We start from the raw sequence: 21,162 nt of genomic DNA, 5'->3' as shown, positions 1-21,162 counted from the left end.
TCTGTTTAGTGGTCCCCATAGAGTGCTCCTAATTGTATATAGGGGCGGGGTGCCACTAATTTGCATGCGTAAACATCGCCATTAAATTATTAAATTTTCTGATTTTAAAGGTCTGAAGATATCCCGGTTGTTAAGTTTTTCGATCGCTGAGATATCCTGTCACTGAACGCGCCTATTGCCTGTGGGGTGATGCAGGTAGTTAGAGTGAGAGGCTTTTTTATTCGTGTGCCAAAGGAGAAGATCAAGAAGTGGAGCTTCGACATCTTCGCTGTTTTTTGGCTGTAGCCGAAGAACTGCACTTCGCACGTGCGGCTGAGCGGTTGCACATAGAGCAGTCACCCTTGTCGCGTGCGATCAAGGAGCTTGAGGAAGAGCTGGGCACGCAGCTCTTCTTGCGAACCACACGGAGCACAAGGCTTACGCATGCCGGGAGACTGTTTCTCGAACATGTGCCGCGCGTATTCACCGCATTGCAGCAGGCCCGGGACAGTGTAAGGGCCGCCGCCAATGGGTTTTGCGGTCAACTGCGGGTGGCTCTCTCGGACGGCATCTCCCCGTCGCGCTTCTCCTCGTTCCTGGCGCTATGCCGGCAAGAAGAACCGGAGGTCGAAATTCGACTGTCTGAAGTGTCGTTGTCGCAGCAGATCAAGGGGCTGCACGACGATCTGTATGACGTGGGATTCGCCCAGTCCGATGAGGTCGGGGATGGCATAGTCGCCGTTCCGGCCTGGGGCGATCCGCTGGTGGTGGCCGTACCGGAGCGCCATCCCATCTTGTCCCACAAACGCGTCCCGCTGGAGGAGTTGCTGCGCTATCCGCTGGTGTTGTGTGACCCGCAGGCGTGCGAAGGCCATGCGCGCCAGGTTGAGCGCTTGCTGCGTCAGGCTGAAGCGGAGCCGCTGGTCGCGGAACAGGTGGCCTCTTGCGACTTGATGATGGCGCTTGTGGCGGCCGGTTTAGCCCTGGGATTGACGGGGGAATCGAACATCCCAGCTTGCCGAGAGTCTGGGGTTGTTGGTCGCCCGCTGGCGGGCTGCTCTCCAGAACTTAAGACCTACCTGCTGCATTCGACGCGCGAGCCATCGGCGACGCTGGCTCGCTTTGTTGAGCGAGTGCGAAGGATTGATCCTTTGGAGGCCACCTAGTCGAAATCATCCAGCCAGGCCAATATCTTGGAGGAGCTCGAACCATGAAGAAGGTCACGCCGTTTCTCTGTGTCCTGGCCATCACGTCCTGCGGCCAACCCGCTGCCCCTGCGCCGCTAGCATTGCCCACGGTTGATGAGCTCGCGGCCGATCCAGTGCGGCTGAGGGAATTGCGCCAGCAGTGCAAGCTGGATCGCGCCAAGCTGGGTGACGAGCTGTGCAACCGTGTGGCCGAGGCCACGCGCAAGCGTTTCTATAGCGATGGGAACGTGCCCTACACGCCGCCGAAAGAGCCGTCCAAGTTCTGATCGTGGGTGGGGCCTCCACACACCTTCGATGTTCTCGCCTTACACGCTGCCATGCGCTAGTGCTTGCAGTGTTTTCCCTGCATCTGCTCTCGCATGAATTGATGCTCTCCAGTCCATTCTTGTCCCGATAAAGGTCTTTGACCGGCACTGATCCGGCACCGAATCTCGGCCACGCAGCCAGCATTTTTGCTGCCGTCGCAGGAGAAACCGGGAGCCAGGCAATGCAAGGGACGAACGTGCTGTTCGGGCAGATCGCCGCCGTATTCGGCATCGTGATCGCCGGCGTGTGGGCCGCCACACAGTGGACAGCCGCCGCCCTGGGCTACCAGGTACGCCTGGGCTCGCCCTGGTTCGATTGCTTCGGCACGCCGGTCTATCACCCCTGGCGGCTGTTCGACTGGTGGTTCTTCTTCGGCGCCTATGCGCCACAGGTCTTCGACATCGGTGGCGCCATTGCCGCCGCCAGCGGCATGGTGGCCGTGGGCGTCGCCATCGTCATGTCGATCAGGCGTTCGCGCCAGTCGCGCCTAGTCACGACCTATGGCTCGGCACGCTGGGCCGAGGTTGCCGACATTCATGCGGCGGGTCTGGATCGATCGTCGGGTGTCTTCCTCGGACTGCATGGCGACCAGTACCTGCGCCACGAAGGGCCGGAGCATGTCCTGGCCTTTGCGCCGACGCGCTCCGGCAAGGGCGTCGGCCTGGTTATCCCCACGCTGCTGAGCTGGCCGGCTTCGGCGGTCATCCACGACATCAAGGGCGAGAACTGGAACCTGACCGCCGGCTGGCGCTCGCGCTTCTCGCACAGCCTGCTGTTCAACCCCACTGATGCCAGGTCTGCTGCCTACAACCCCCTGCTGGAGGTCCGGCGCGGCGCGCATGAGGTGCGCGATGTGCAGAACATCGCCGACATCCTGGTCGACCCGGAGGGCGCGCTGGAGCGACGCAACCATTGGGAGAAGACCTCGCACGCGTTGCTGGTCGGCGCCATCCTGCATGTGCTCTACGCGGGCGAGGACAAGACGCTGCGTGGCGTCGCCAACTTCCTGAGCGATCCGGCGTGCCCGTTCGAGGTGACGCTGCACCAGATGATGACGACACGGCATCTGAACGATGGCGTACATCCGGTAGTGGCATCTGCCGCCCGCGAAGTGCTCAACAAGAGCGACAACGAGCGCTCGGGTGTGTTGAGCACCGCCATGTCGTTCCTAGGGCTGTACCGCGACCCCACGGTTGCTGAGGTCACCTCGCGCTGCGACTGGCGCATTGCCGACCTGATCGCCGCCGAGCATCCCGTGTCGCTGTACCTGGTAGTGCCGCCTTCTGACATCAGCCGCACCAAGCCGCTGATCCGTCTGATCCTCAACCAGATCGGCCGGCGCCTGACCGAATCGCTCGACGGCAGCGATGGCGTGCAGCGGCACCACAAACTGCTGCTGATGCTCGACGAGTTCCCCGCGCTGGGGCGGCTGGATTTCTTCGAATCGGCCCTGGCATTCATGGCCGGCTACGGCCTGCGCGCTTTCCTGATCTCACAGTCGCTCAACCAGATCGACAAGGCCTACGGGCAGAACCATTCCATCCTCGACAACTGCCACGTACGCGTGAACTTCGCCACCAACGACGAGCGTACGGCCAAGCGCATTTCCGAGACGCTGGGCACTGCGACGGAGCTGCGCGCGCAACGTAACTACGCAGGCCACCGGCTCGCGCCGTGGCTGGGACACCTCATGGTTTCACGCCAGGAAACGGCGCGGCCACTATTAACCCCTGGCGAGGTGATGCAACTGCCGCCCGACGAGGCCGTAGTGATGGTGTCCAGCGTCGCGCCGATCCGGGCCAGGAAGCTGCGCTACTACAGCGACGCCAACTTCAAGCGCCGCGTGCTTCAGCCACCGGTTCTCGTGGGCGGGCGCTACGCCGACGCACCGCCGTCGCGAGCGGACGACTGGAGCGGCCTGGCCATGCCAGACGTGCCAACACCGATTGCGGGTTTTAACGATGACCCGGCCGCCAGCGTCGATGACGGCGGCCCGCGCCATCAGGCCGAACTGTCCGAGACCGTTGCCTACAGCCCGGAGTGGGCGCCGGCCTGCAGCGACCTGGCGCTGCTCGATGACGACGACCTGCAGCCCGTTCTCCCTCACCAGCTCAATCCAGCCATGCAGCGCGTCGCCGGGCTGGCCGCTCTCGACCCCGACGACTGAGTCCAGCTATGAGCCAGTACCGCCTCAACCTGTTCATCCAACCGGAACACGCCAAGCGCCTTGATGAGTTGGCCGCCAAAAAGGGCGTGTCAAAGTCCTCCATCGTGGCGGCGGCCCTGGCGTCCTGGTTGTCGCCGCATTCAGGCGACCAGCGCGAGGCGGCCATTGCCAAGCGGCTGGATCGCCTGTCACGCCAGTTCGAGCGCCTAGAGCGCGACCAGGCCATCGAGATCGAGACGCTGGCGCTGTTCGTACGCTACTTCCTGACCGTCAGCACGCCGGTACCCGAGGCGCATCAGGAAGCGGCCAAGGCCCAGGGCAAGGCGCGTTTCGAGCAGTTCGTCGAGCAGCTCGGCCGACACCTGCTGCGTGGGCGCAGCCTGGTACGCGACGTGGTCGAGGAAGTGTACCCGGACAGCTCGCATATGGATGAGGCGCTGGGCGAAGCGCGGGAGCGTGTCTCATGAGCGCTGGTCCGAAATCTTCCAACAGCGCGACCCCGCTGTACCGGCGTATCCGCATGCTCCGCACTGCGATGGGGCCGGTGATTGCCGCGGCGCTCGAGGACCCGGACGTGGTGGAGATCATGCTCAACCCCGACCGGACGCTCTGGGTCGATCGCCTGTCGTCGGGGCGCGCGCCGCTGGGTGCGGAGCTCTCCGCGGAGGACGGCGAACGTATCATCCGCCTGGTGGCCGCACATGTCGGCGCGGAAGTGCATCGTGGCCAGCCGCTGCTGACCGCCGAGCTGCCGGAAACGGGTGAGCGTTTCGAGGGCATCTTGCCGCCGGCGGCTCCGGGGCCGGCCTTCGCGCTGCGCAAGCGCGCCGTGGGCGTCATCCCGCTGGAGCGCTACGTGACCGACGGGATGATGACCGTCGCACAGGCCGAGCTCCTGCGCGGCGCGGTGCGCGAGCGGCAGAACATCCTGATCGCTGGCGGCACCAGCACCGGCAAGACCACGCTGGCCAATGCCTTGCTCGCGGAGATCGCCGCCACCGGCGACCGTGTGCTGGTGCTCGAGGACACTATCGAGCTGCAATGCGCCGCGCGTGACCACGTGCCGTTGCGTACCCGCGCGGGCGTGGTCTCCATGCGTGAGCTGGTACGCGCCACGATGCGCCTGCGCCCCGACCGCGTGGTAGTCGGCGAGGTGCGCGGCGGGGAGGCGCTGGATCTCATCAAGGTGTGGGGCACCGGCCATCCGGGCGGAATCGCCACCCTCCATGCCGGCTCCGCCCAGGGCGCGCTGCTGCGCCTGGAGCAACTGGTGCTCGAAGTGGCGGTGAATCCGCCACGTGCGTTGATCGCCGAAGCGGTCAACGTGGTGGTCTTCATCGCCGGCCGCGGCCGCAAGCGCCGCATCGAAAGCATTGCCCGCGTGACTGGCTTCGACGAGGCGGGCTACCGCCTGGCGGAAGTGCCGGGAGAGCCGCTCGCCGATCAGCTCACGCCCTTTTTCCTGTCCCCGACCACGCCTGGAGAACTGCCATGACGCCGACACGCGCCCCTGCTTTCTGCTTTTCCGTAAATAAGGCCGCGTGCCTGGCACGCCTGCGTCGTCTGGCCGGACCCGCGCAGCGTGGTTTGCTGCTGGCCGCCGTCATGCTGATGACGGTCGGCACGGCGAGGGCCGCCGGCTCCTCAATGCCTTGGGAAGGTCCGCTCGAATCCATCCTCGAATCGATCCAGGGACCGGTCGCGCGCATCGTGGCGGTGATCATCATCATCGCCACGGGGCTCGCGCTGGCGTTCGGCGACACCTCGGGTGGCTTTCGCAAGCTGATCCAGATCGTGTTCGGCTTGAGCATCGCCTTCGCCGCCTCCTCGTTCTTCCTGTCCTTCTTCAGCTTCTCCGGCGGGGCCGTCGTATGAGCACGGGAAGCGACCTGCCGGGCTTCGAGCTGCCGCTGCACCGTTCGCTGACCGAGCCGATCCTGCTCGGTGGCGCGCCGCGCACCGTGGCGATCGCCAATGGCACGCTGGCCGCCGCCGTCGGGCTGGGCCTGCAGCTTTGGCTGCCGGGCCTGGCGCTGTGGCTGGTCGGCCATGCGCTCGCGGTATGGGGGGCGCGCGTCGACCCGCAGTTCATGCAGGTGTTCACCCGGCACCTCAAGCACAAGCCGCTGCTGGACGTGTGAAGGAGGGCGCTACGATGCTGAACCTCACCGAGTACCGCCAGCGTCCGGCCTTGCTCGCCGACTGGCTGCCGTGGGCCGGCCTGGTGGCGCCTGGTGCCGTGCTGAACAAGGACGGCTCGTTCCAGCGTACGGCGCGCTTCCGTGGGCCGGACCTGGACAGCGCGACGCAGGGCGAGTTGATGGCCACCACCGCGCGACTGAACAACGCGCTGCGCCGGCTCGGCGCGGGCTGGGCGTTGTTCGTCGAGGCCGAGCGCCGGCCGGCGGCGGATTATCCGCACTCGGACTTCCCCGAACCGCTGTCGTGGCTGGTGGACGAGGAGCGGCGGGCGACGTTCGAGGATTCCGGCGAGCACTTCGAGAGCGGCTACCACCTCACGCTGCAATACCTGCCGTCAGAGGAGTCGCACGCTCGCGCGGCCAGGCTGCTGTACGAGAACACGCCAATCGCCGGCGTAGACTGGCGCGAGCGTCTCTCTGCTTTTATCGCGGAGACCGAACGTATTTTCGACCTGCTCGATGGCGTGATGCCGGAGATCGGCTGGCTCGATGACGACGAAACGCTGACCTACCTGCACGCGACCGTCTCGACGCGGCACTATCGCATCGCCACGCCGGAAGTGCCGTTCCACCTCGACACGCTGTTGGCCGATGTGCCGCTGCTCGGCGGACTCACGCCGATGCTGGGCGACGCGCACCTGCGTGTGGTTACGGTGCGTGGTTTCCCGACCTCGACCTGGCCAGGGATTCTGGATGACCTCAACCGGCTGGGCTTCGCCTATCGCTGGAGCACGCGCTTCCTCTGCCTGGACAAGACCGAGGCAGAGAGGGAGCTTGGCCGCCTGCGCCGGCAGTGGTTCGCCAAGCGCAAGAACATCCTGGCGCTGTTGCGCGAAACCGTCTTCCAGCAGGAGAGCCCGCTGGTCGACACCGACGCCAGCAACAAGGCGGCCGACGCGGATGCCGCTCTGCAGGAGCTGGGTAGCGACCAAGTCGCCTTCGGCTTCGTCACCGCGACCGTGACGGTGCTCGATGGTGACGCCGCTATGGCCGACGAGAAGCTACGCAGGGTGGAGCGCGCCATCCAGGGCCGGGGTTTCGTGACCATCCCGGAAACCCTCAATTCGGTGGAGGCGTGGCTGTCCTCGGTGCCGGGCAATACCTACGCCAACGTGCGTCAGCCCATCGTCTCGACGCTGAACCTCGCGCACCTGATGCCGGTGTCGGCGGTGTGGGCTGGGCCGGAGAAGAATACGCACCTCGACGGGCCGCCGCTGATCGTCACCCGCACCGAGGGCGCGACGCCGTTCCGGCTGGTGACCCATATCGGCGACGTGGGGCACACCCTGGTCGTCGGCCCGACCGGCATGGGCAAGTCCGTCCTGCTCGCCACGCTGGCGCTGCAGTTCCGTCGCTACCCGGGCTCGCGCATCTTCGCCTTCGACATGGGGCGCTCCATGCGGGCGACGGTGCTGGGCCTGGGCGGTGAGCACTATGACCTGGGCGCCGATGGCGTGATCGCCTTCCAGCCGCTCGCGCACATCGACCAGGCGGGCTACCGCACCTGGGCGGCCGAATGGGTGGAGGGCCGCCTGGCGCACGAAGGCGTTGCCGTCGGCCCGGACGAAAAGGCGGCCATCTGGTCAGCACTCGGCAGTCTCGCCGGCGCTCCTGTCGAGCAGCGCACGCTCACCGGCCTGTCGGTGCTGTTGCAGTCGAACGCGCTGCGTCAGGCGCTCGCGCCCTATGTGCTCGGTGGGGCGCACGGCAAGTTGCTCGACGCCGACCTCGACTATCTGGGCATGGCCGATGTGCAGTGCTTCGAGATGGAGGAGCTGATGCCCAGCAAGGCCGCGGTGCTGGCCGTGCTGAGTTACCTGTTCGCGCGCTTCGAGGAGCGTTTCGACGGCGCGCCGACGCTGCTGATCCTCGACGAGTCCTGGCTGTTTCTCGACGACCCGGTGTTCGCCGCGCGCATTCGTCAATGGTTGAAGACACTGCGCAAGAAGAACGTCAGCGTGATCTTCGCCACGCAGTCGCTCGCCGACATCAAGGACTCGACCATCGCCCCGGCGATCATCGAGAGCTGCGCGAGCCGCATCTTCCTGCCCAACCCGCAGGCGACCGAGCCGCAGATCCGCTCGATCTACGAGGGCTTCGGCCTCAACGGCCGGCAGATCGAGATCGTCGCCACCGCGCAGCCCAAGCGCGATTACTACTACCAGTCCCGGGCCGGCAACCGCCTATTCGACCTCGAGCTGGGGCCGGTCGCGCTCGCGTTCGCCGGCGCCTCGATGCCCCAGGACCAGCGCGCCATCGATGACGTGCTGCGCGATGCCGGGGTGTCGGGTTTCGCCGGAGCCTGGCTGCGTCATCGCGGCCTCGACTGGGCGGCCGAGCTGTTGCCGTCCGCACCATCCGCCGTGTCCTTTCAGGATGTTTCGCCATGAAAACCCGCGCGCTTTCCACGTCCCTCGCCGCTGTTCTGTCGATCTCGTTGCTGGCCGTTCAGCCCGTGTCGGCATTCACCGTCATCGACCCGACGAACCTCGTGCAGAACACGTTGATCGCTATCCGCACGCTGGAGCAGATCAACAACCAGGTGGAGCAACTGCAGAACGAATCGCAGATGCTCATCAACCAGGCGCGCAACCTGGCGAGCCTGGACTTCAATGTCGTCAACCGGCTACGCGCGTCGCTGACGAGGAGCGAGCAACTGATCGCCGAGGCGCAGGGGCTGGCCTATGACGTGCAGAACCTCGACCGAGAGTTCGCCCGGTTGTACCCAGCGGAGTACGCCGCCACCGTCAGCGGCGACCAGATGTACCGGGATGCCCGCGAGCGCTGGCAGCACACGCTCGACGGCCTGCACACCGCGATGCGCATGCAGGCGCAGGTGTCGCGGAACCTGAGCGAGGATGAAAGCGCCCTGGCCGATTTGGTGGGGCAGAGCCAGTCGGCCACGGGTGCTCTGCAGGCCATGCAGGCGACCAACCAACTGCTGGCCCTGCAGGCCAAGCAGTCCATCCAGGCGCAGCAACTGCAACTCACCCAGGATCGCGCGGCCTCGCTGGAGCTAGCGCGGCAGGCGGCGGCGACCGAGCGCGCCCGCGAGGTTCGGCGACGCTTCCTGGGCGAGGGCACGCCGTACACCCCGCAGTCGGTCCGGTTCTACGGGAACTGAGGTGGCCGCCATGCGCAGTCTTCTCGTGCTCTCGGTTGCCTTGCTGGCGGCCTGTGGTCAGCCCCCACGCGAGGATCTGGCCGAAACGCTGGCCACCAATCCCGCGCGACTCAGGGCGCTGCGCGCCGCGTGCGCGGCCGACTGGCCGGCGCTGGGAGCGGGCACCTGCAGGGCCGTCGTCGAGGTGTACCGGCGTCGCTTCTTCGCCGGCCACTCCGGACCCGACGAGTATGTCGTCCTGGAGGAGTTGCCGCCAATTCCACCGACCTTTGATGAGCCTGGCGACGAGGTGACCGAGAGTGATGCGCAGCGGGCTGTCGTCAAGGAGGACGCGCCATGAACGACGTAACGGTCATCGACCGATTCCTCGATACGTTCTCGCGCTACATCGACTCGGGGTTCGGGCTGCTGCAAGGTGAAGTCGCCTACCTGACCGCCACGCTTATAGCGATCGACATGACGATTGCGGGGCTTTACTGGTCGCTCGGTCACGCCACCGGCCAGGGCGAGGACGTGATGGCGAAATTGATCCGCAAGGTGCTCTACGTCGGCGCCTTCGCCTACATCATCGGCAACTTCAACTGGCTGGCCGGTATCGTCTTCCGCTCCTTCGCCGGGCTGGGCCTGACGGCGACTGGCGTGCTCAGCATGGAGACGCTCCTGCAGCCGGGGCGGCTGGCGAAAACTGGCATCGACGCCGGCGCGCCGATCCTGGAGCAGATCGGTGAACTGACCGGTTTCCCTGAGGTGTTTGTCAACCTCGACCCCATTGTCATCCTGTTCCTGGCCTACCTGGTGGTCATCGTCTGCTTCTTCGTACTGGCGATACAGCTGTTCATCACCCTGATTGAGTTCAAGCTGACCACGCTCGCGGGCTTCGTACTGGTGCCGTTCGCGCTGTGGAACAAGACCGCGTTCCTGGCCGAGAAGGTGTTGGGCAACGTGGTGTCCTCCGGCGTCAAGGTGCTGGTGCTGGCGGTAATCGTTGGCATCGGCACGGGGCTGTTCGCCGAGTTCCAGATGCATCCCGACGAACCCTCCATCGACCACGCGCTGGTGGTCATGCTGGCCTCGCTGGCGTTGCTCGCCCTGGGCATCTTCGGTCCGGGCATCGCCACTGGGCTGATTTCCGGCGGTCCGCAGCTGGGGGCCGGGGCGATGGCGGGCGCAGCGCTTGGCACGGCGGGCATGGCTGTCGCCGTCGGTGCCGCGGCGACCGGCGTTGGCGCTGCGGTCGTGGCTGGCGCGCGCATGGCGCCGGGCGCGAAGTTGGCCGCCGGAATGCGCTCACTCAAGGGCCGGTTTGCTGCTGGCGGCGGAGCTGCCTCTGGTGGCGGCGCGGCCACCTTGGAGAGTGCGACCCGCGTCGCCACCGATGCCAAGGCGCAACCGGCATGGGCCAGGCGCCTGCAGCGACGCCAGCAGATCAGCCATGCTGCCACCACCGTCGCGCACACGCTGCGTGGCGGTGACGGCGGCGGCTCGGGCAGTGGTCCGAGCCTGCGGGATTCAGACTCATAAGGAGGGCGAGCCATGCGCTTCAAGCGACCACGGGTGTGCTATGCCGAGACGCCGCAACCCACCACCCCGTACCAGGCCGCCGCCCAGGCGTGGGACGAGCGTATCGGCTCGGCCCGCGTGCAGGCGAAGAACTGGCGCCTGATGGCCTTCGGCTGCCTGGCGCTCGCGCTGCTGATGGCGGGCGGCCTGGTCTGGCGCTCGGCTCAGTCCATCGTCACGCCCTACGTGGTGGAGGTGGACAGGACCGGCCAGGTGCGTGCGGTCGGCGAGGCCGCCACACCCTACCGGCCAGCCGATGCACAGGTCGCCTACCACCTGGCGCGCTTCGTCACGCTGGTGCGCTCGTTGTCCATCGATCCGATCGTGGTCCGGCTGAACTGGCTCGACGCCTACGACTACACCACCGACCGTGGCGCGGCGGCGCTCAACGACTATGCGCGCACCAACGATCCGTTCGCCCGCGTGGGCAAGGAGTCGGTGACGGTGCAGGTCAGCAGCGTCGTGCGGGTTAGCGACGCCTCCTTCAACGTGCGCTGGACAGAGCAGCGCTTCGTCAACGGCGCGCCTGCCGGCACTGAGCGCTGGAATGCGGTGATCTCCATCGTCCTGCAAACCCCGCATACCGAGCAGCGCCTGCGCAAGAACCCCCTGGGCATCTACGTCAACGGGCTGTCGTGGAGCCGCGAGCTCGATGCGTCCGAAGGAGCCAAGCCATGAACCTGTCTTTTCGTATATCCGCGCTCCCCCTGGTCTTGCTGGCCTTGGCCGGCTGTACCAGCCAGGGCAAGCCACCACCACGCATCTCACTCGACGAGTCGGTGCAGGCGCAGCCGTTGCCCGAACCGCCAAAGCCGGTGGAAGTGGTGGAGGTACCGAAGGTGCTGCCGATGCCAGGGCAACTGAAGCCATTGCCGGACGAGGCCGGTCCTGCCCCGGAGCCTGCCGACGAGAAGATCAGGGTGTCGCGAGCGAACCGGGAGGCGAGGGTAGCGCCCACCCGCGAGGGTTACGTTAATGCGATCCAGGTCTGGCCCTACAGCGACGGCGCGCTGTACCAAGTCTATGCCGCGCCGGGGCGGGTGACCGTGATCGCGCTGCAGGCCGGCGAGGAACTGGTGACGGTGGCTGCTGGTGATACGGTGCGCTGGATCGTCGGCGATACATCCAGCGGCGCTGGCGATACGTTGCGCGTCAACGTGCTGGTCAAGCCGATCCGCTCGGATCTGAAGACCAACCTGGTCATCACCACCAGCCGGCGCACCTACCTGATTGAGCTGACCTCGACCGAGAAAGCCTGGATGGCCTCGGTATCCTGGGACTACCCGAAGGATCGGATGCTGGCTTTGCAGCGCCAGGCGCAGGCCGCACAGGCGAGCGCTCCGGTCGATACCGGCCTTTCGCTGGAGAAGATCCGCTTCCGCTACGCGATCAGCGGCAGCAAGCCGCCGTGGCAGCCTTTGCGTGCTTTCGATGATGGCGAGAAGGTCTACATCCAGTTTCCCGCCGGCATCGCCCAGGGGGAGCTGCCGCCGCTGTTCGTGATCGGCGCGCAAGGCGATGGACAGCTGGTCAACTACCGTTTCCGCTCGCCGTACTACATCGTGGACCGGCTGTTCGGCGCGGCCGAGCTTCGCCTGGGCGGCGACAAGGGCGACGTGGTACGCATCGAGCGCACGGATGGCCTGGCGCGGGGGAACTGAGTATGAGCCAGGACGATACCCCCGACCTGGCCGCGCCGCCAGCCGGCAAGGTTCCGCCCGATTCGGTCGCGCTGCGTGCCCAGCCGCGTCCCGTCACGCGGTTGAACCAGCGTACCCTAGCCATGTTTGCCGGTGGGCTCTCCGCTGCGGTGCTGGGAGCTACCATCTGGTCCCTGCAACCACCAAAGCCGCGAGGCGGCAACGATCCGGCCGAGCTGTACAACGTCGACCGTGTTTCGCGTTCCGAAGGACTCGACCGACTGCCCACGGACTACTCCAAGCTTCCGTTGCCTCCGCCCGAACTGGGGCCGCCGCTACCGGGCGACCTTGGCCCCGTCATCGTGCAGTCGCAACGACCTGTGGCGCCCAGCTACACCACACCCGGACACGATCCCGCCGAGGCTGAGCGGCTGGCGTGGTTGAAGGAGGCGGAGGAAGCGGCAGCTTCGTCAGTATTTTTCCGCACGGGCGGCCAGCGCCCCGCCATGGCTGCACCTGCACAACCTGACGCAGATGGAACAACACTAGCGGGCTTCGATCCGCTGGCCGCCGATCCCGCCTCTACGGCGGCTCAACCCCTCGATCCGACAGCCGTGCAGAACCGGCAGGAGCAGAAAGAGGCATTCCTTCAAGCCGGCACTACGGAAACCCACAACTCCGGTAGCCTGCAGCTACCGGCGTCGCCGTACCAAGTCATGGCCGGCACGGTGATCGCCGGCGCGCTGGTGACGGGCATCAAGTCGGATCTTCCGGGCGACGTGATCGGCACAGTGACGGAGCCGGTCTACGACACGGCGACCGGCAAGCACCTGCTGATCCCTCAAGGCTCGCGCATCCTCGGCCGATACAACAGCCAGGTCAGCTACGGGCAGAGCCGCGTTCAGGTGGTATGGAGTCGCATCATCCTGCCGGACACATCCTCGTTGACGCTGGACAACCCGGTGGGCACCGACCCGGCCGGCTACGCCGGCCTGGAAGATGGCGTCGATTGGCACTTGGATCGCGCCTTTGCCGGTGCTGCGCTGACGACACTGCTAGGCATCGGCGCTGAGCTGGCCGCACCAGAGAACCGTCAGAATGGCGATCGCATAATCATCGCCGGCCGTGATGGCTTGCAGGACAGCGTGAACCAGGCCGGGCAGGAGATGACCCGGCGCAACATGAACATCCAGCCCACCTTGTCCGAACGTCCGGGCCTGCCGGTGCGCATCATTGTCAACCGGGATCTGGTGCTTCGGCCTTACCAACCACTGTTCTTCAATCGGGGGACTTAGCAGGATGGTGTTCGCACTTTAGAATCTATTAAGTCATCACTTAGACGAGATTAGAACGAAAAAGGATTCTTGGAGTTTCTGTCGACAGGTTTACGCACGATTATCGTGAGCTGCGCTGGCTGTTAACGGCGCTCAGGAAGCAAATTAAGATGGAATCAGCGCTGTTTGGCTGTGTTCTTGTGGAAAGAGCAACGGATGCCTTGAGTGAGTACACCATAGGAGACTTATGGCGGGGGATAAGCGCGAGGAGCAGTTGCTCGACCTGTTGGCAGCTGCACGCAGACTGCGAATCACGCCTGAGCTGCTGCTGTTCTACGTGAAGCATGGGGCGAAGGGCACGCGCGGTCGGCGCTTGTCGATGGTCGAAGGAGCAGCACTGAACTTGTTCCGTGCGGAACAGATTGATGAGTTCGATGCATTCCTTCGAGCACCTTGGGGGGAGCTAGGTGTTCCGCGCCCTACCATCCCGAAGGGAGTTAAAGACTATCTCAAGGTTGAGGCCGGAGGCGGTTGTGCGCGTTGTGTTACCGGTGCTCCGTTGGAAGAGGCGCACATCGAGCCCTGGGAGACAAGCTTCTCGCATCACCATCACAACCTGCTACGCCTTTGTCGGAACTGCCATCGACTTTTCGATGAGAAGGTACTTTCTCGGTCCGATATCGAAGCGGTCAAAGCGCGCTGCATTGAGACGGTGCAGCGTCGCCTGTCTACTACATTGCGGGCTGGTTGGCCAATCGTAGGTGCTCCGTCTCTTTCGTCGGATTTCTTCGGGCGAAAGACCGAATGCGAACTGATAGGAGATGCACTTGCAACCGGCCAAAGTGTCCTCATAGAAGGTATGGGCGGCATTGGCAAGACACAGCTTGCTCTGCATGCTCTCCGAGTGATAACTGCCCGGCGTCCAGTCATTTGGATCAGTGTGGAATCTCTCCAAGGCGCGGAGGAGCTTGAGGAGGTCGTGATGCAACGCGCATTGGCGGCGGGCCTGATGCGAGCGGAGTCTTTGGCGCGGCTCCTTGATGACGGCAGAGCGTGCATCGTTCTAGATGGCGTGGAGAGGCTACCGGAAGCGCGTGACGCCATTACAGACTTTATTGAGCGACTCGTTGGAGAAACGTCGGACACGCTCATCGTTGTAACAAGTCAGATGTCATTACCGTCGTTCGTCGCCGACAGAAGAGTCCAGCTACGTCCGTTGGATGCAGACGCCTCCAGCAAACTATTTCTCCGCGACATCGAAGCCTATGATCGACCATCGAAGCCCACGATTAACGCGCTTTTGGCGTTCGCCGATGGTCATCCACTTACCTTGCGAGTCCTCTCTGCACTTGTTCGGCACCTCTGCTCGGCTGAGGAGGTCTTGCGCCGCCTGTCGGTGAGCGGCGCTGCCGCGATTCGTATGCCGCGTCGACGTATACAGAATCAGCAAACATCACTTGAACTTTCCCTTGCGGTCGCCTTCGCCGACCTCACAATTGAGGAGCGGCGGTTACTCTGGGCGATAGCCATGAGCCCAGCTGGATTGCGGCCACAGATGCACTCCTTAGAAGCACTAGATATCCCAGATCCCATCGCCGCCGCGGCTGAATTGCGCAGCTGGAATCTGATAGGCTTTGAACGTGATCCTGCCTTCGAGTTGTCGTCACCACTTTCGCTGTGCCTCGTCATGCTTTCTCCAGTTCGTGTCTTCGTTCTCCAAGAAATGGAGGCGGAGTCGGCTGAGACGAGGGGCGCGCGCGAGCGCACATTCGCGTTGCATATTGCGTTCTTTATCGCCGAGTTGCAGAGCAACTATCGGTATGCAAGCTCAGTTGCGCTTGTAAACGAAGTCATGGAACGCGAGCTCCCAAACGCTCTGGCGACATTCGAGTTGGCTCAGAAGCGGTCTAGCCAGGACGAGGGGTTCGTTGCGATCCTGACGAGCCTGGCAAACTCCATGATGATGTTCCTTTTTGTCTCGGGGCGGTTTGCGCTGGGGCAGTGGATAATGCGCAACGCTGCAGCAACAGCTGCGCGCAGGGCTGTCATAACGGACGCCATTCAGTTCCTGTTGCAGATGCAGATTCTCGCGCAACGCGCGAATGACAAGCCCAGTGCGGCCTTCGCCCTCGCTGAGGCAGAGCGCCTCGGTGCCGGGGCAACGGGGCAGGCGCTGGCTTTACTGCTGCAGATTCGGGCCTCGGCAGCAGAAGGACGCTCCGATTACCGCCAAGCCGCGGCGTTCGCTCGGGAGGCGCTCGCTATTCTCGATGGTCTGGATGGCGAAGAATACCAGGCTGGCCTCGTGGCATTCCAGCTGGGCCGTGCATTTGAGTTTGGAGGCGATCCCTCTGAGGCTCTCCGGTACTTCCGGCGTGCACTGAAGGCGTTTGAGGATGAGGAAGATCCGATTAATTGTGGATCCGCTCTTCATCACGTCGGAAATTGTGAGGCGTATGCAGAAAACTGGCGTGTCGCTGTCGACTCTTATCGAGAGGCAGGCTCTCTGTTCGTCAAGCTTGGGGCGGTGGAGTTCATTAGCAACGCGCTCGGTGAGGCGGGCCTAATATTGCCGATGCTTGACCCGATCGAGGACTTGCCCGGGCGCAATCTTATAGAAGCGGGACTGCGAGATATACTCAATTGCGCAGCGTCGCTGACGGATAACGTTTTGATACGCCCACAAAATTTTCGAGTTATGTTCAAGAAATTTGGTGGCCTAATCAGTCTTGCAGTCCACACCGGCAATCAAGATCTCTTGAAGGAAACCGCCGACACGTTGGCCGACGAAATCTTATTGCCGGCGATGGAACAGGACCCCACCGAATGGCCGGAGGGGCTGCGCATAATGATTTGGCATGGGCAGTGGGTTGCTCAGCTCTGCGATTTTCTTTCGGCAGAGGTTTCTGGTGATGGGCCATTCTCTAAGGAGCAATTTGGCATCCTGACGATGCTGGCTAGCCGTGGTTTCGTTCCGAATGAGCATGCACTTATGGCGCAGTGGCTCTCATCTTATCTTGTGCAGGTGCGCGGTATGGATGACATAACACCCAATAAAGTACTTGCTGCGATGGATGTATCAGACTGGTCGCCGTTGTAATCGTTAGTTTGTGTTGGGGTGTCTGTGTGGAGCGATCAGGTCACGGGGCTGGTTTACATTTATACCAATTTTACTGTTTAAAATTCTCGTAGTCTGCAGAGAGCTACAACCCAAGGGACAGGGTCGGGCAGGAGTGAAGCGCTTTAAATTGCGCTCAGTCCGGCCGAAGTTCAACATGATGAGAAAACTGATGAACCGAAGGGGCGGAAAATATGAGCATAGCGATCTATGGGCTTCAATAGTCTGATCCGCATATCTTCTAATGCGGTATTGAAACGGTGACAGAAGGCGGTAACTAGAGAGTCGTCCCGAATGTGGATTCTGTGATAGCATGTGAGTGTAAATGTAGTTTCGGGTTTGAAATGTTATGGGCTGACGCGATGCGTTAAGTTACAGGTGGCAGTGTTTGTGGTGATTTTAATAAAAATTAATGATGCTTAGTATTTTGGTAAGAATTTATATATTGGGCATTCCAGTGCCAAGGAGGGGGTATGCATTTCGAGTATAGAAACGAAAAAATAAAAAGTGTTTTTGATGATATCATTTCAGACAATATAGACCTGAGGCCGGATTTTCAGCGAGGGGAAGTTTGGGATTCCGCTAAGAAGAAATTGCTGATTGATTCCATTTTTCGAGGCTGGCAAGTCCCGCCAATTCATTTGGTGCGTGTAGATGCTCATAAAGCTGAGGTTCTTGATGGGCAGCAACGTCTGACTGCTATTCGTGATTTTATGCAAAATAAATTTGCAATGGACGGAAGCATTGAGCCTTTGGACGACGACATCGTTTCGTTGGATGGTTTAAAGTATTCTGCATTGCCGGAAGAGAAGAGGTTAGAGTTTCAAAGGTATCTCTTAAAAATATATGAAATCACTCAGTATAATCATGGGGAGCCAGGTGAGCTGTTCCATAGGCTTAATCAGTCGGTTAAGCTCACATCTGCTGAACAGAGAAATGCTTTCTTCGGTAGCATAAGGGATCAAGTGTCATCGCTTGTCCAATACATGGCTAAGAAAGGCGTCGATAAGGACGTTTTGGGGTTCTCCAATTCACGCATGGCATACAATGATCTGCTTACACGCGTTTGCTTTGTCTTGGAAAGTAATGGATTAAGAACTCCAATCACTGACCGATCTCTTACTGCCCGTTTCAGAAGGAAAGATGGATTCTCTCAGGAAATTTTAGATGCCGTTCGGGGGGCGATCGATTTTCTTGTTAGAGTCAATGAAAATATCGCTGTTAACGATGGTGATATAAATCTTACCAAGGCGTCATCATTCAATTGGTTCTATTTTTTGGCAAGCGAATCGTTGGCAGGTGGGGAGCTAGAAAATAACGATCTATTTAGATCTTTTGCGTGTATAGAGATTGCCAAAAGCGGAGTGAAAGATAACTTAATACTAGGCGATGATTTGGCGGAATATTTTGGATTTGATCGCAGCTCGTTGCGAGAGCTTCTATTGTTGTATATAGAGCGGTCTTCGTCTAGGGTTACCTCGACAAGCTCAATCCTGATACGCGATATTATTATAAATATAAGCATATTTTTGTCGGGCTATAGAACGCACTCTCTTTCTCATGCAGAAGTTGAGCTTGTTGCTTCGTTGGTCGATGCTATAAGGAAAAAGCAGGAGGACATAAAAGTAATTATTGAGGACGCGGCTATGAAATGGAGGTTGGATAAATGAGGGCTGCGGCGGTTGGGGATGTTTGGCGAGATATTTCAAAGATTGATAAGTATCCGTGTCGTCTGCTAAGTTTTAAAGTTATGGGGGTGAGTGGATTTAGGAATGAAGTGAATTTAGAGTTCAATTCGGCAATAACGGCAATATGTGGAAAGAATGGTGTTGGCAAAACCACCTTGATGAGGTTTTTGTTTTCTGCTTTTCGGGATGGGGAGGTGTGTAATGTACATAGCAAGTTTGAAGAGGCTAGCTTTGAAGCCGAAATAATTAACGGCGGTCGAGTTTGCTCTCCCGAGGAGGCAAGTTCTGGAGGGTTTAGTGCCTATTACCTAGAGCCCTCTAGAGAGTGCACGAGGATTGTGGAGTATCTTAAGGGTACTGATAATGTTGGTGAGTTGCTGGAGGGGGTGGACGATAATCAGTCTTTAAACAACCATAAGATAAAATCCCTTATCGAAAGCCTAGTTGGAAAAAGTTACTCATCTATTGTTTTTTATGAGATTGAAGGCTCAATGCCTCATGAGCTTGAGTACTCGTTTCCCTACTTTAATATAGTTCTTCCAAATGGCTCTTCGTATACAAATATTGATATGGGTATGGGGGAGCTTTCTTGTTTGTATATTGTGTGGTTTGTCTTGAAGTTTGTAGAGCCTCAAAGTTTTCTTTTTATTGAGGAGCCGGAGAATTTTATTTCAGCTTATAGCCAATCCCGTTTGATGGATTTGATTGCTGCTCAGTCTTTTGGTAAGAAGTTATGGGTGGTGCTTTCCACCCATTCTGAGCATGTTCTTTCTAAAGTTGGGATTGGTAATATTAAGGTTCTTTCTCAGTATTGTGTCGATAATAGATCGGCCATATCAAATCCCAAGCACATTAGAAAGTATCTCTCGGCGCTGGGGGTTTCTAGTTCTGTTTTGGGGATTTATATGGTGGAGGATGAGCTGGCTAGAATGTTTTTGGAGTATATCTTGAATAAAGTTGATTCGGATATGCTGAAAGATTACCCTGTTATACAAATGCGCTGCGACTCAAATATAGAAAAAATAGTCCGTCACTTTGAGCCAACCCCAAGGCCTGCATATGAAATTATCGCTGTTCTTGATGCGGACCAGTCTGCTTCGGTGAGGCCTCTTTCGGGGCGGCACATATACATAACTGCGTTGCCGTCCGCTCATAAACTAACCCCTGAAATAGAGCTTTGGTCGGTTCTTGATGCAAGCGCTGAAGAGATAGCTGGATTCCTCGATGTTGAAGCTGAAAGATTGAGGGACGCAATCGAGGAGCATCGTCATGGGGATCATCATGATCGATACTCTGGGATGGCTAGTGTCTGTCAGAAGTCTAAGCAGGAGCTTGTTAATGCCATTTTGAGAAAATGGTATGAAAGCGAAGAAAATCGGGTGTTGGTTCATAAGTTTTACTTGGCTACAAAATATAGAGGTCGATCTTTCCAAGTTGAGCTCATGGATGACGCGGGAGGATGGTTCATTGTTAATGGCCCATTTTTTGAAGAGTTAGGTGGCGAAAATTGTGAGGTCAAGGTGGATTCGTCTGGATCTGTCAGTCGCCACCTTCATAAATGTGTCGGTTTTGATGGGGCGGATCTATTTGTTTGATTAGATAGGCGCCGAATTTCGTACAGATTAAAGTTTGTGTGAGATTTGGCGTGCTCTACTTCTCTGAGTTTTTTGGATACGCCTGGTGGTCTGTCCCGGAACTGGTGGACAGGTAGTTAAGAGCTACTGCTCGCATTTCGCCGCTGAAACTCCATCGGACGAAGATAGCCCAACGTCGAGTGGCGACGGCGGTGATTGTAAAAGCGGATGTAATCGAACAGGTCGGTTTTCGCCTCCTGGTAGCTGGCGTAACGCGTCAGGTATACCCGCTCGGCCTTCAGCGAGCGGAAGAAACTCTCCATCGCCGCATTGTCCCAGCAGTTCCCAGGTCGCGAATGGCTAGGCACGATGCGATGTCGCCGAAGCAAGGCCTGGTAGTCGTAGGCGCAGTATTGGCTACCACGATCCGAGTGCAGCAGCACCTTCGCCTGAGGTTGGCGGCGTGCCACAGCCATCTCCAGCGCGGCGTGTACCAGGGCCTGCTGCATCCGGTGGTGCATCGCCCAGCCGACGACGGCGCGTGAATAGAGATCGAGCACAACGGCCAGATACAGCCAGCCTTGGGCCGTCCGCACATAGGTCATGTCCGAGACCCAGTGCCGATTGGCGCGATCCGAGGCGAACTGGCGATCCAGGTGATTCGGTGCAATCGGCAGATTATGGCGACTGCTGGAAACCAGCCGCCAGCGCTTGCGCGAAGAACGCACAGACCGGCTTCGCGCATCAGTCGAGCAACCCGGTGCCGGCCACACGCCTGCCCCATGGCTGTCAATTCAGCCTTGATGCGGCGATGCCCATAGATCCCATTCACCTCATGGTGGATGGTGCGGATCTCCTTGCTCAGACGCCGATTCGCCATCTCCCTCGCCGAAGGCGGTCGCTGTTGCCAGGCATAGAAACCGCTGCGCGACACCTGCAACAACCGGCACATCGGTGCTACGGGGTAACGACCAGCCAACGCCTCGATGGCGCGAAACTTCACTTCGTGGGCTGCGAGAAGATGGCGAGCGCCTTTTTTAGTACATCGCGCTCCATGGTGACCTGGGCCAATTGCTGGCGTAGGCGACGCAGCTCCGCGCTCTCACCACGCTGCTTGCCGTTGCCCGGAAAGGCATCGTCACCTTGCTGCTCGTACTGGCGTTTCCATTTGCCCAGCAGGCTTTCAGCGATGTCCAGTGTCTCGGCCACACGACGAAGCGGCGTACCGGCAAGCACCTGGTCACCGCCTTGCGTTTGAAGGATTCGGGAAAACGTCGTCTGGTCTGGGCCATGAACACTCCTGGCGGTGGACATTATCCATAT

18 protein-coding genes and 2 pseudogenes are annotated in these 21,162 nt (G+C 60.5%); 17 read left to right on the top strand and 3 right to left on the bottom strand.

What is annotated here, in order from left to right:
* Nucleotides 1–248: 248 nt before the first annotated feature.
* From J5M67_RS19325 to J5M67_RS19245, 17 genes and pseudogenes are all read left to right on the top strand, one after another.
* On the top strand, nt 249–1,145 hold the full coding sequence (locus J5M67_RS19325) for a LysR substrate-binding domain-containing protein (protein WP_207886947.1): 897 nt from the start codon (nt 249–251) through the stop codon (nt 1,143–1,145).
* Between the two features lie 44 nt (nt 1,146–1,189).
* Nucleotides 1,190–1,453: an entry exclusion lipoprotein TrbK gene (locus J5M67_RS19320; RefSeq protein WP_207886946.1), complete on the top strand. Its 264-nt coding sequence runs from the start codon at nt 1,190–1,192 to the stop codon at nt 1,451–1,453.
* Nucleotides 1,454–1,674: 221 nt separating this feature from the next.
* A complete protein-coding gene (locus J5M67_RS19315; protein WP_207886945.1) occupies nt 1,675–3,660 on the top strand; it encodes a conjugal transfer protein TraG in 1,986 nt (661 codons plus the stop codon).
* An 8-nt stretch (nt 3,661–3,668) separates the two neighbouring features.
* Nucleotides 3,669–4,127, top strand: coding sequence for a ribbon-helix-helix protein, CopG family (locus J5M67_RS19310; RefSeq protein ID WP_207886944.1), 459 nt, complete (start codon nt 3,669–3,671; stop codon nt 4,125–4,127).
* Nucleotides 4,124–5,077: pseudogene (gene trbB / locus J5M67_RS19305) on the top strand (P-type conjugative transfer ATPase TrbB); the annotation flags it as partial. The gene J5M67_RS19310 and the pseudogene trbB, both read left to right, overlap by 4 nt.
* 74 nt (nt 5,078–5,151) lie before the next feature.
* Nucleotides 5,152–5,535, top strand: a complete 384-nt coding sequence (locus J5M67_RS19300) for a TrbC/VirB2 family protein (protein ID WP_207886942.1) — start codon at nt 5,152–5,154, stop codon at nt 5,533–5,535.
* The gene (locus J5M67_RS19295) at nt 5,532–5,801 is read left to right on the top strand and encodes a VirB3 family type IV secretion system protein (protein ID WP_207886941.1); all 270 of its coding nucleotides are present in this window, start codon (nt 5,532–5,534) and stop codon (nt 5,799–5,801) included. The genes J5M67_RS19300 and J5M67_RS19295 overlap by 4 nt, the downstream gene beginning before the upstream one ends.
* A 14-nt stretch (nt 5,802–5,815) precedes the next feature.
* Nucleotides 5,816–8,251 carry a conjugal transfer protein TrbE gene (trbE, locus tag J5M67_RS19290; protein ID WP_207886940.1) on the top strand — a complete coding sequence of 812 codons (2,436 nt, stop codon included), beginning with the start codon at nt 5,816–5,818 and terminating at the stop codon, nt 8,249–8,251.
* Nucleotides 8,248–8,985, top strand: coding sequence for a P-type conjugative transfer protein TrbJ (trbJ, locus tag J5M67_RS19285; RefSeq protein WP_207886939.1), 738 nt, complete (start codon nt 8,248–8,250; stop codon nt 8,983–8,985). The genes trbE and trbJ overlap by 4 nt, the downstream gene beginning before the upstream one ends.
* Before the next feature lie 10 nt (nt 8,986–8,995).
* On the top strand, nt 8,996–9,325 hold the full coding sequence (locus tag J5M67_RS19280) for a hypothetical protein (protein ID WP_207886938.1): 330 nt from the start codon (nt 8,996–8,998) through the stop codon (nt 9,323–9,325).
* Nucleotides 9,322–10,506 (top strand): P-type conjugative transfer protein TrbL, encoded by a 1,185-nt coding sequence (gene trbL / locus J5M67_RS19275; protein WP_207886937.1) that lies wholly within the window; start codon nt 9,322–9,324, stop codon nt 10,504–10,506. Before J5M67_RS19280 ends, trbL begins: the two co-directional genes overlap by 4 nt.
* Before the next feature lie 12 nt (nt 10,507–10,518).
* Entirely contained in the window at nt 10,519–11,223 is a 705-nt protein-coding gene (gene trbF / locus J5M67_RS19270) for a conjugal transfer protein TrbF (protein ID WP_207886936.1), read from the top strand.
* Nucleotides 11,220–12,206, top strand: coding sequence for a P-type conjugative transfer protein TrbG (trbG, locus tag J5M67_RS19265; RefSeq protein WP_207886935.1), 987 nt, complete (start codon nt 11,220–11,222; stop codon nt 12,204–12,206). Before trbF ends, trbG begins: the two co-directional genes overlap by 4 nt.
* Before the next feature lie 2 nt (nt 12,207–12,208).
* Entirely contained in the window at nt 12,209–13,480 is a 1,272-nt protein-coding gene (locus tag J5M67_RS19260) for a TrbI/VirB10 family protein (protein WP_207886934.1), read from the top strand.
* Between the two features lie 226 nt (nt 13,481–13,706).
* A complete protein-coding gene (locus J5M67_RS19255; protein ID WP_207886933.1) occupies nt 13,707–16,559 on the top strand; it encodes an HNH endonuclease in 2,853 nt (950 codons plus the stop codon).
* Between the two features lie 491 nt (nt 16,560–17,050).
* Nucleotides 17,051–18,247 carry a DUF262 domain-containing protein gene (locus tag J5M67_RS19250; protein ID WP_207886932.1) on the top strand — a complete coding sequence of 399 codons (1,197 nt, stop codon included), beginning with the start codon at nt 17,051–17,053 and terminating at the stop codon, nt 18,245–18,247.
* Nucleotides 18,244–19,860 carry an ATP-dependent endonuclease gene (locus J5M67_RS19245; protein WP_207886931.1) on the top strand — a complete coding sequence of 539 codons (1,617 nt, stop codon included), beginning with the start codon at nt 18,244–18,246 and terminating at the stop codon, nt 19,858–19,860. Before J5M67_RS19250 ends, J5M67_RS19245 begins: the two co-directional genes overlap by 4 nt.
* Nucleotides 19,861–19,976: 116 nt before the next feature.
* Here the strand turns inward: J5M67_RS19245 and J5M67_RS19240 are convergent, their stop codons facing one another.
* From J5M67_RS19240 to J5M67_RS19235, 3 genes and pseudogenes are all read right to left on the bottom strand, one after another.
* The gene (locus tag J5M67_RS19240) at nt 19,977–20,567 is read right to left on the bottom strand and encodes an IS3 family transposase (protein ID WP_207886930.1); all 591 of its coding nucleotides are present in this window, start codon (nt 20,565–20,567) and stop codon (nt 19,977–19,979) included.
* A gap of 50 nt (nt 20,568–20,617) precedes the next feature.
* Nucleotides 20,618–20,719 (bottom strand): annotated as a pseudogene (locus J5M67_RS29940) (IS3 family transposase); the annotation flags it as partial.
* 119 nt (nt 20,720–20,838) lie between these two features.
* Complete coding sequence (locus tag J5M67_RS19235) at nt 20,839–21,153, bottom strand: transposase (RefSeq protein ID WP_207886929.1); 315 nt, start codon at nt 21,151–21,153, stop codon at nt 20,839–20,841.
* Between the last annotated feature and the right edge of the window lie 9 nt (nt 21,154–21,162).

Origin of the sequence: Pseudomonas sp. 30_B, assembly GCF_017491605.1 — a bacterium.
Taxonomy (GTDB): Bacteria; Pseudomonadota; Gammaproteobacteria; order Pseudomonadales; family Pseudomonadaceae; genus Pseudomonas.
The sequence above is the reverse complement of the archived record's forward strand: the minus strand, read 5'-3'. Positions and strand labels throughout refer to the sequence as shown.

Coding starts and splice junctions, on each gene's coding strand:
- J5M67_RS19295 (WP_207886941.1), top strand. CDS start 5,532: ATGAGCACGGGAAGCGACCTGCCGGGCTTCGAGCTGCCGCTGCACCGT.
- J5M67_RS19315 (WP_207886945.1), top strand. CDS start 1,675: ATGCAAGGGACGAACGTGCTGTTCGGGCAGATCGCCGCCGTATTCGGC.
- trbE (WP_207886940.1), top strand. CDS start 5,816: ATGCTGAACCTCACCGAGTACCGCCAGCGTCCGGCCTTGCTCGCCGAC.
- trbF (WP_207886936.1), top strand. CDS start 10,519: ATGCGCTTCAAGCGACCACGGGTGTGCTATGCCGAGACGCCGCAACCC.
- J5M67_RS19245 (WP_207886931.1), top strand. CDS start 18,244: ATGAGGGCTGCGGCGGTTGGGGATGTTTGGCGAGATATTTCAAAGATT.
- J5M67_RS19310 (WP_207886944.1), top strand. CDS start 3,669: ATGAGCCAGTACCGCCTCAACCTGTTCATCCAACCGGAACACGCCAAG.
- J5M67_RS19250 (WP_207886932.1), top strand. CDS start 17,051: ATGCATTTCGAGTATAGAAACGAAAAAATAAAAAGTGTTTTTGATGAT.
- trbG (WP_207886935.1), top strand. CDS start 11,220: ATGAACCTGTCTTTTCGTATATCCGCGCTCCCCCTGGTCTTGCTGGCC.
- J5M67_RS19255 (WP_207886933.1), top strand. CDS start 13,707: ATGGCGGGGGATAAGCGCGAGGAGCAGTTGCTCGACCTGTTGGCAGCT.
- J5M67_RS19300 (WP_207886942.1), top strand. CDS start 5,152: ATGACGCCGACACGCGCCCCTGCTTTCTGCTTTTCCGTAAATAAGGCC.
- J5M67_RS19260 (WP_207886934.1), top strand. CDS start 12,209: ATGAGCCAGGACGATACCCCCGACCTGGCCGCGCCGCCAGCCGGCAAG.
- trbL (WP_207886937.1), top strand. CDS start 9,322: ATGAACGACGTAACGGTCATCGACCGATTCCTCGATACGTTCTCGCGC.
- J5M67_RS19320 (WP_207886946.1), top strand. CDS start 1,190: ATGAAGAAGGTCACGCCGTTTCTCTGTGTCCTGGCCATCACGTCCTGC.
- trbJ (WP_207886939.1), top strand. CDS start 8,248: ATGAAAACCCGCGCGCTTTCCACGTCCCTCGCCGCTGTTCTGTCGATC.
- J5M67_RS19280 (WP_207886938.1), top strand. CDS start 8,996: ATGCGCAGTCTTCTCGTGCTCTCGGTTGCCTTGCTGGCGGCCTGTGGT.
- J5M67_RS19235 (WP_207886929.1), bottom strand. CDS start 21,153: ATGTCCACCGCCAGGAGTGTTCATGGCCCAGACCAGACGACGTTTTCC.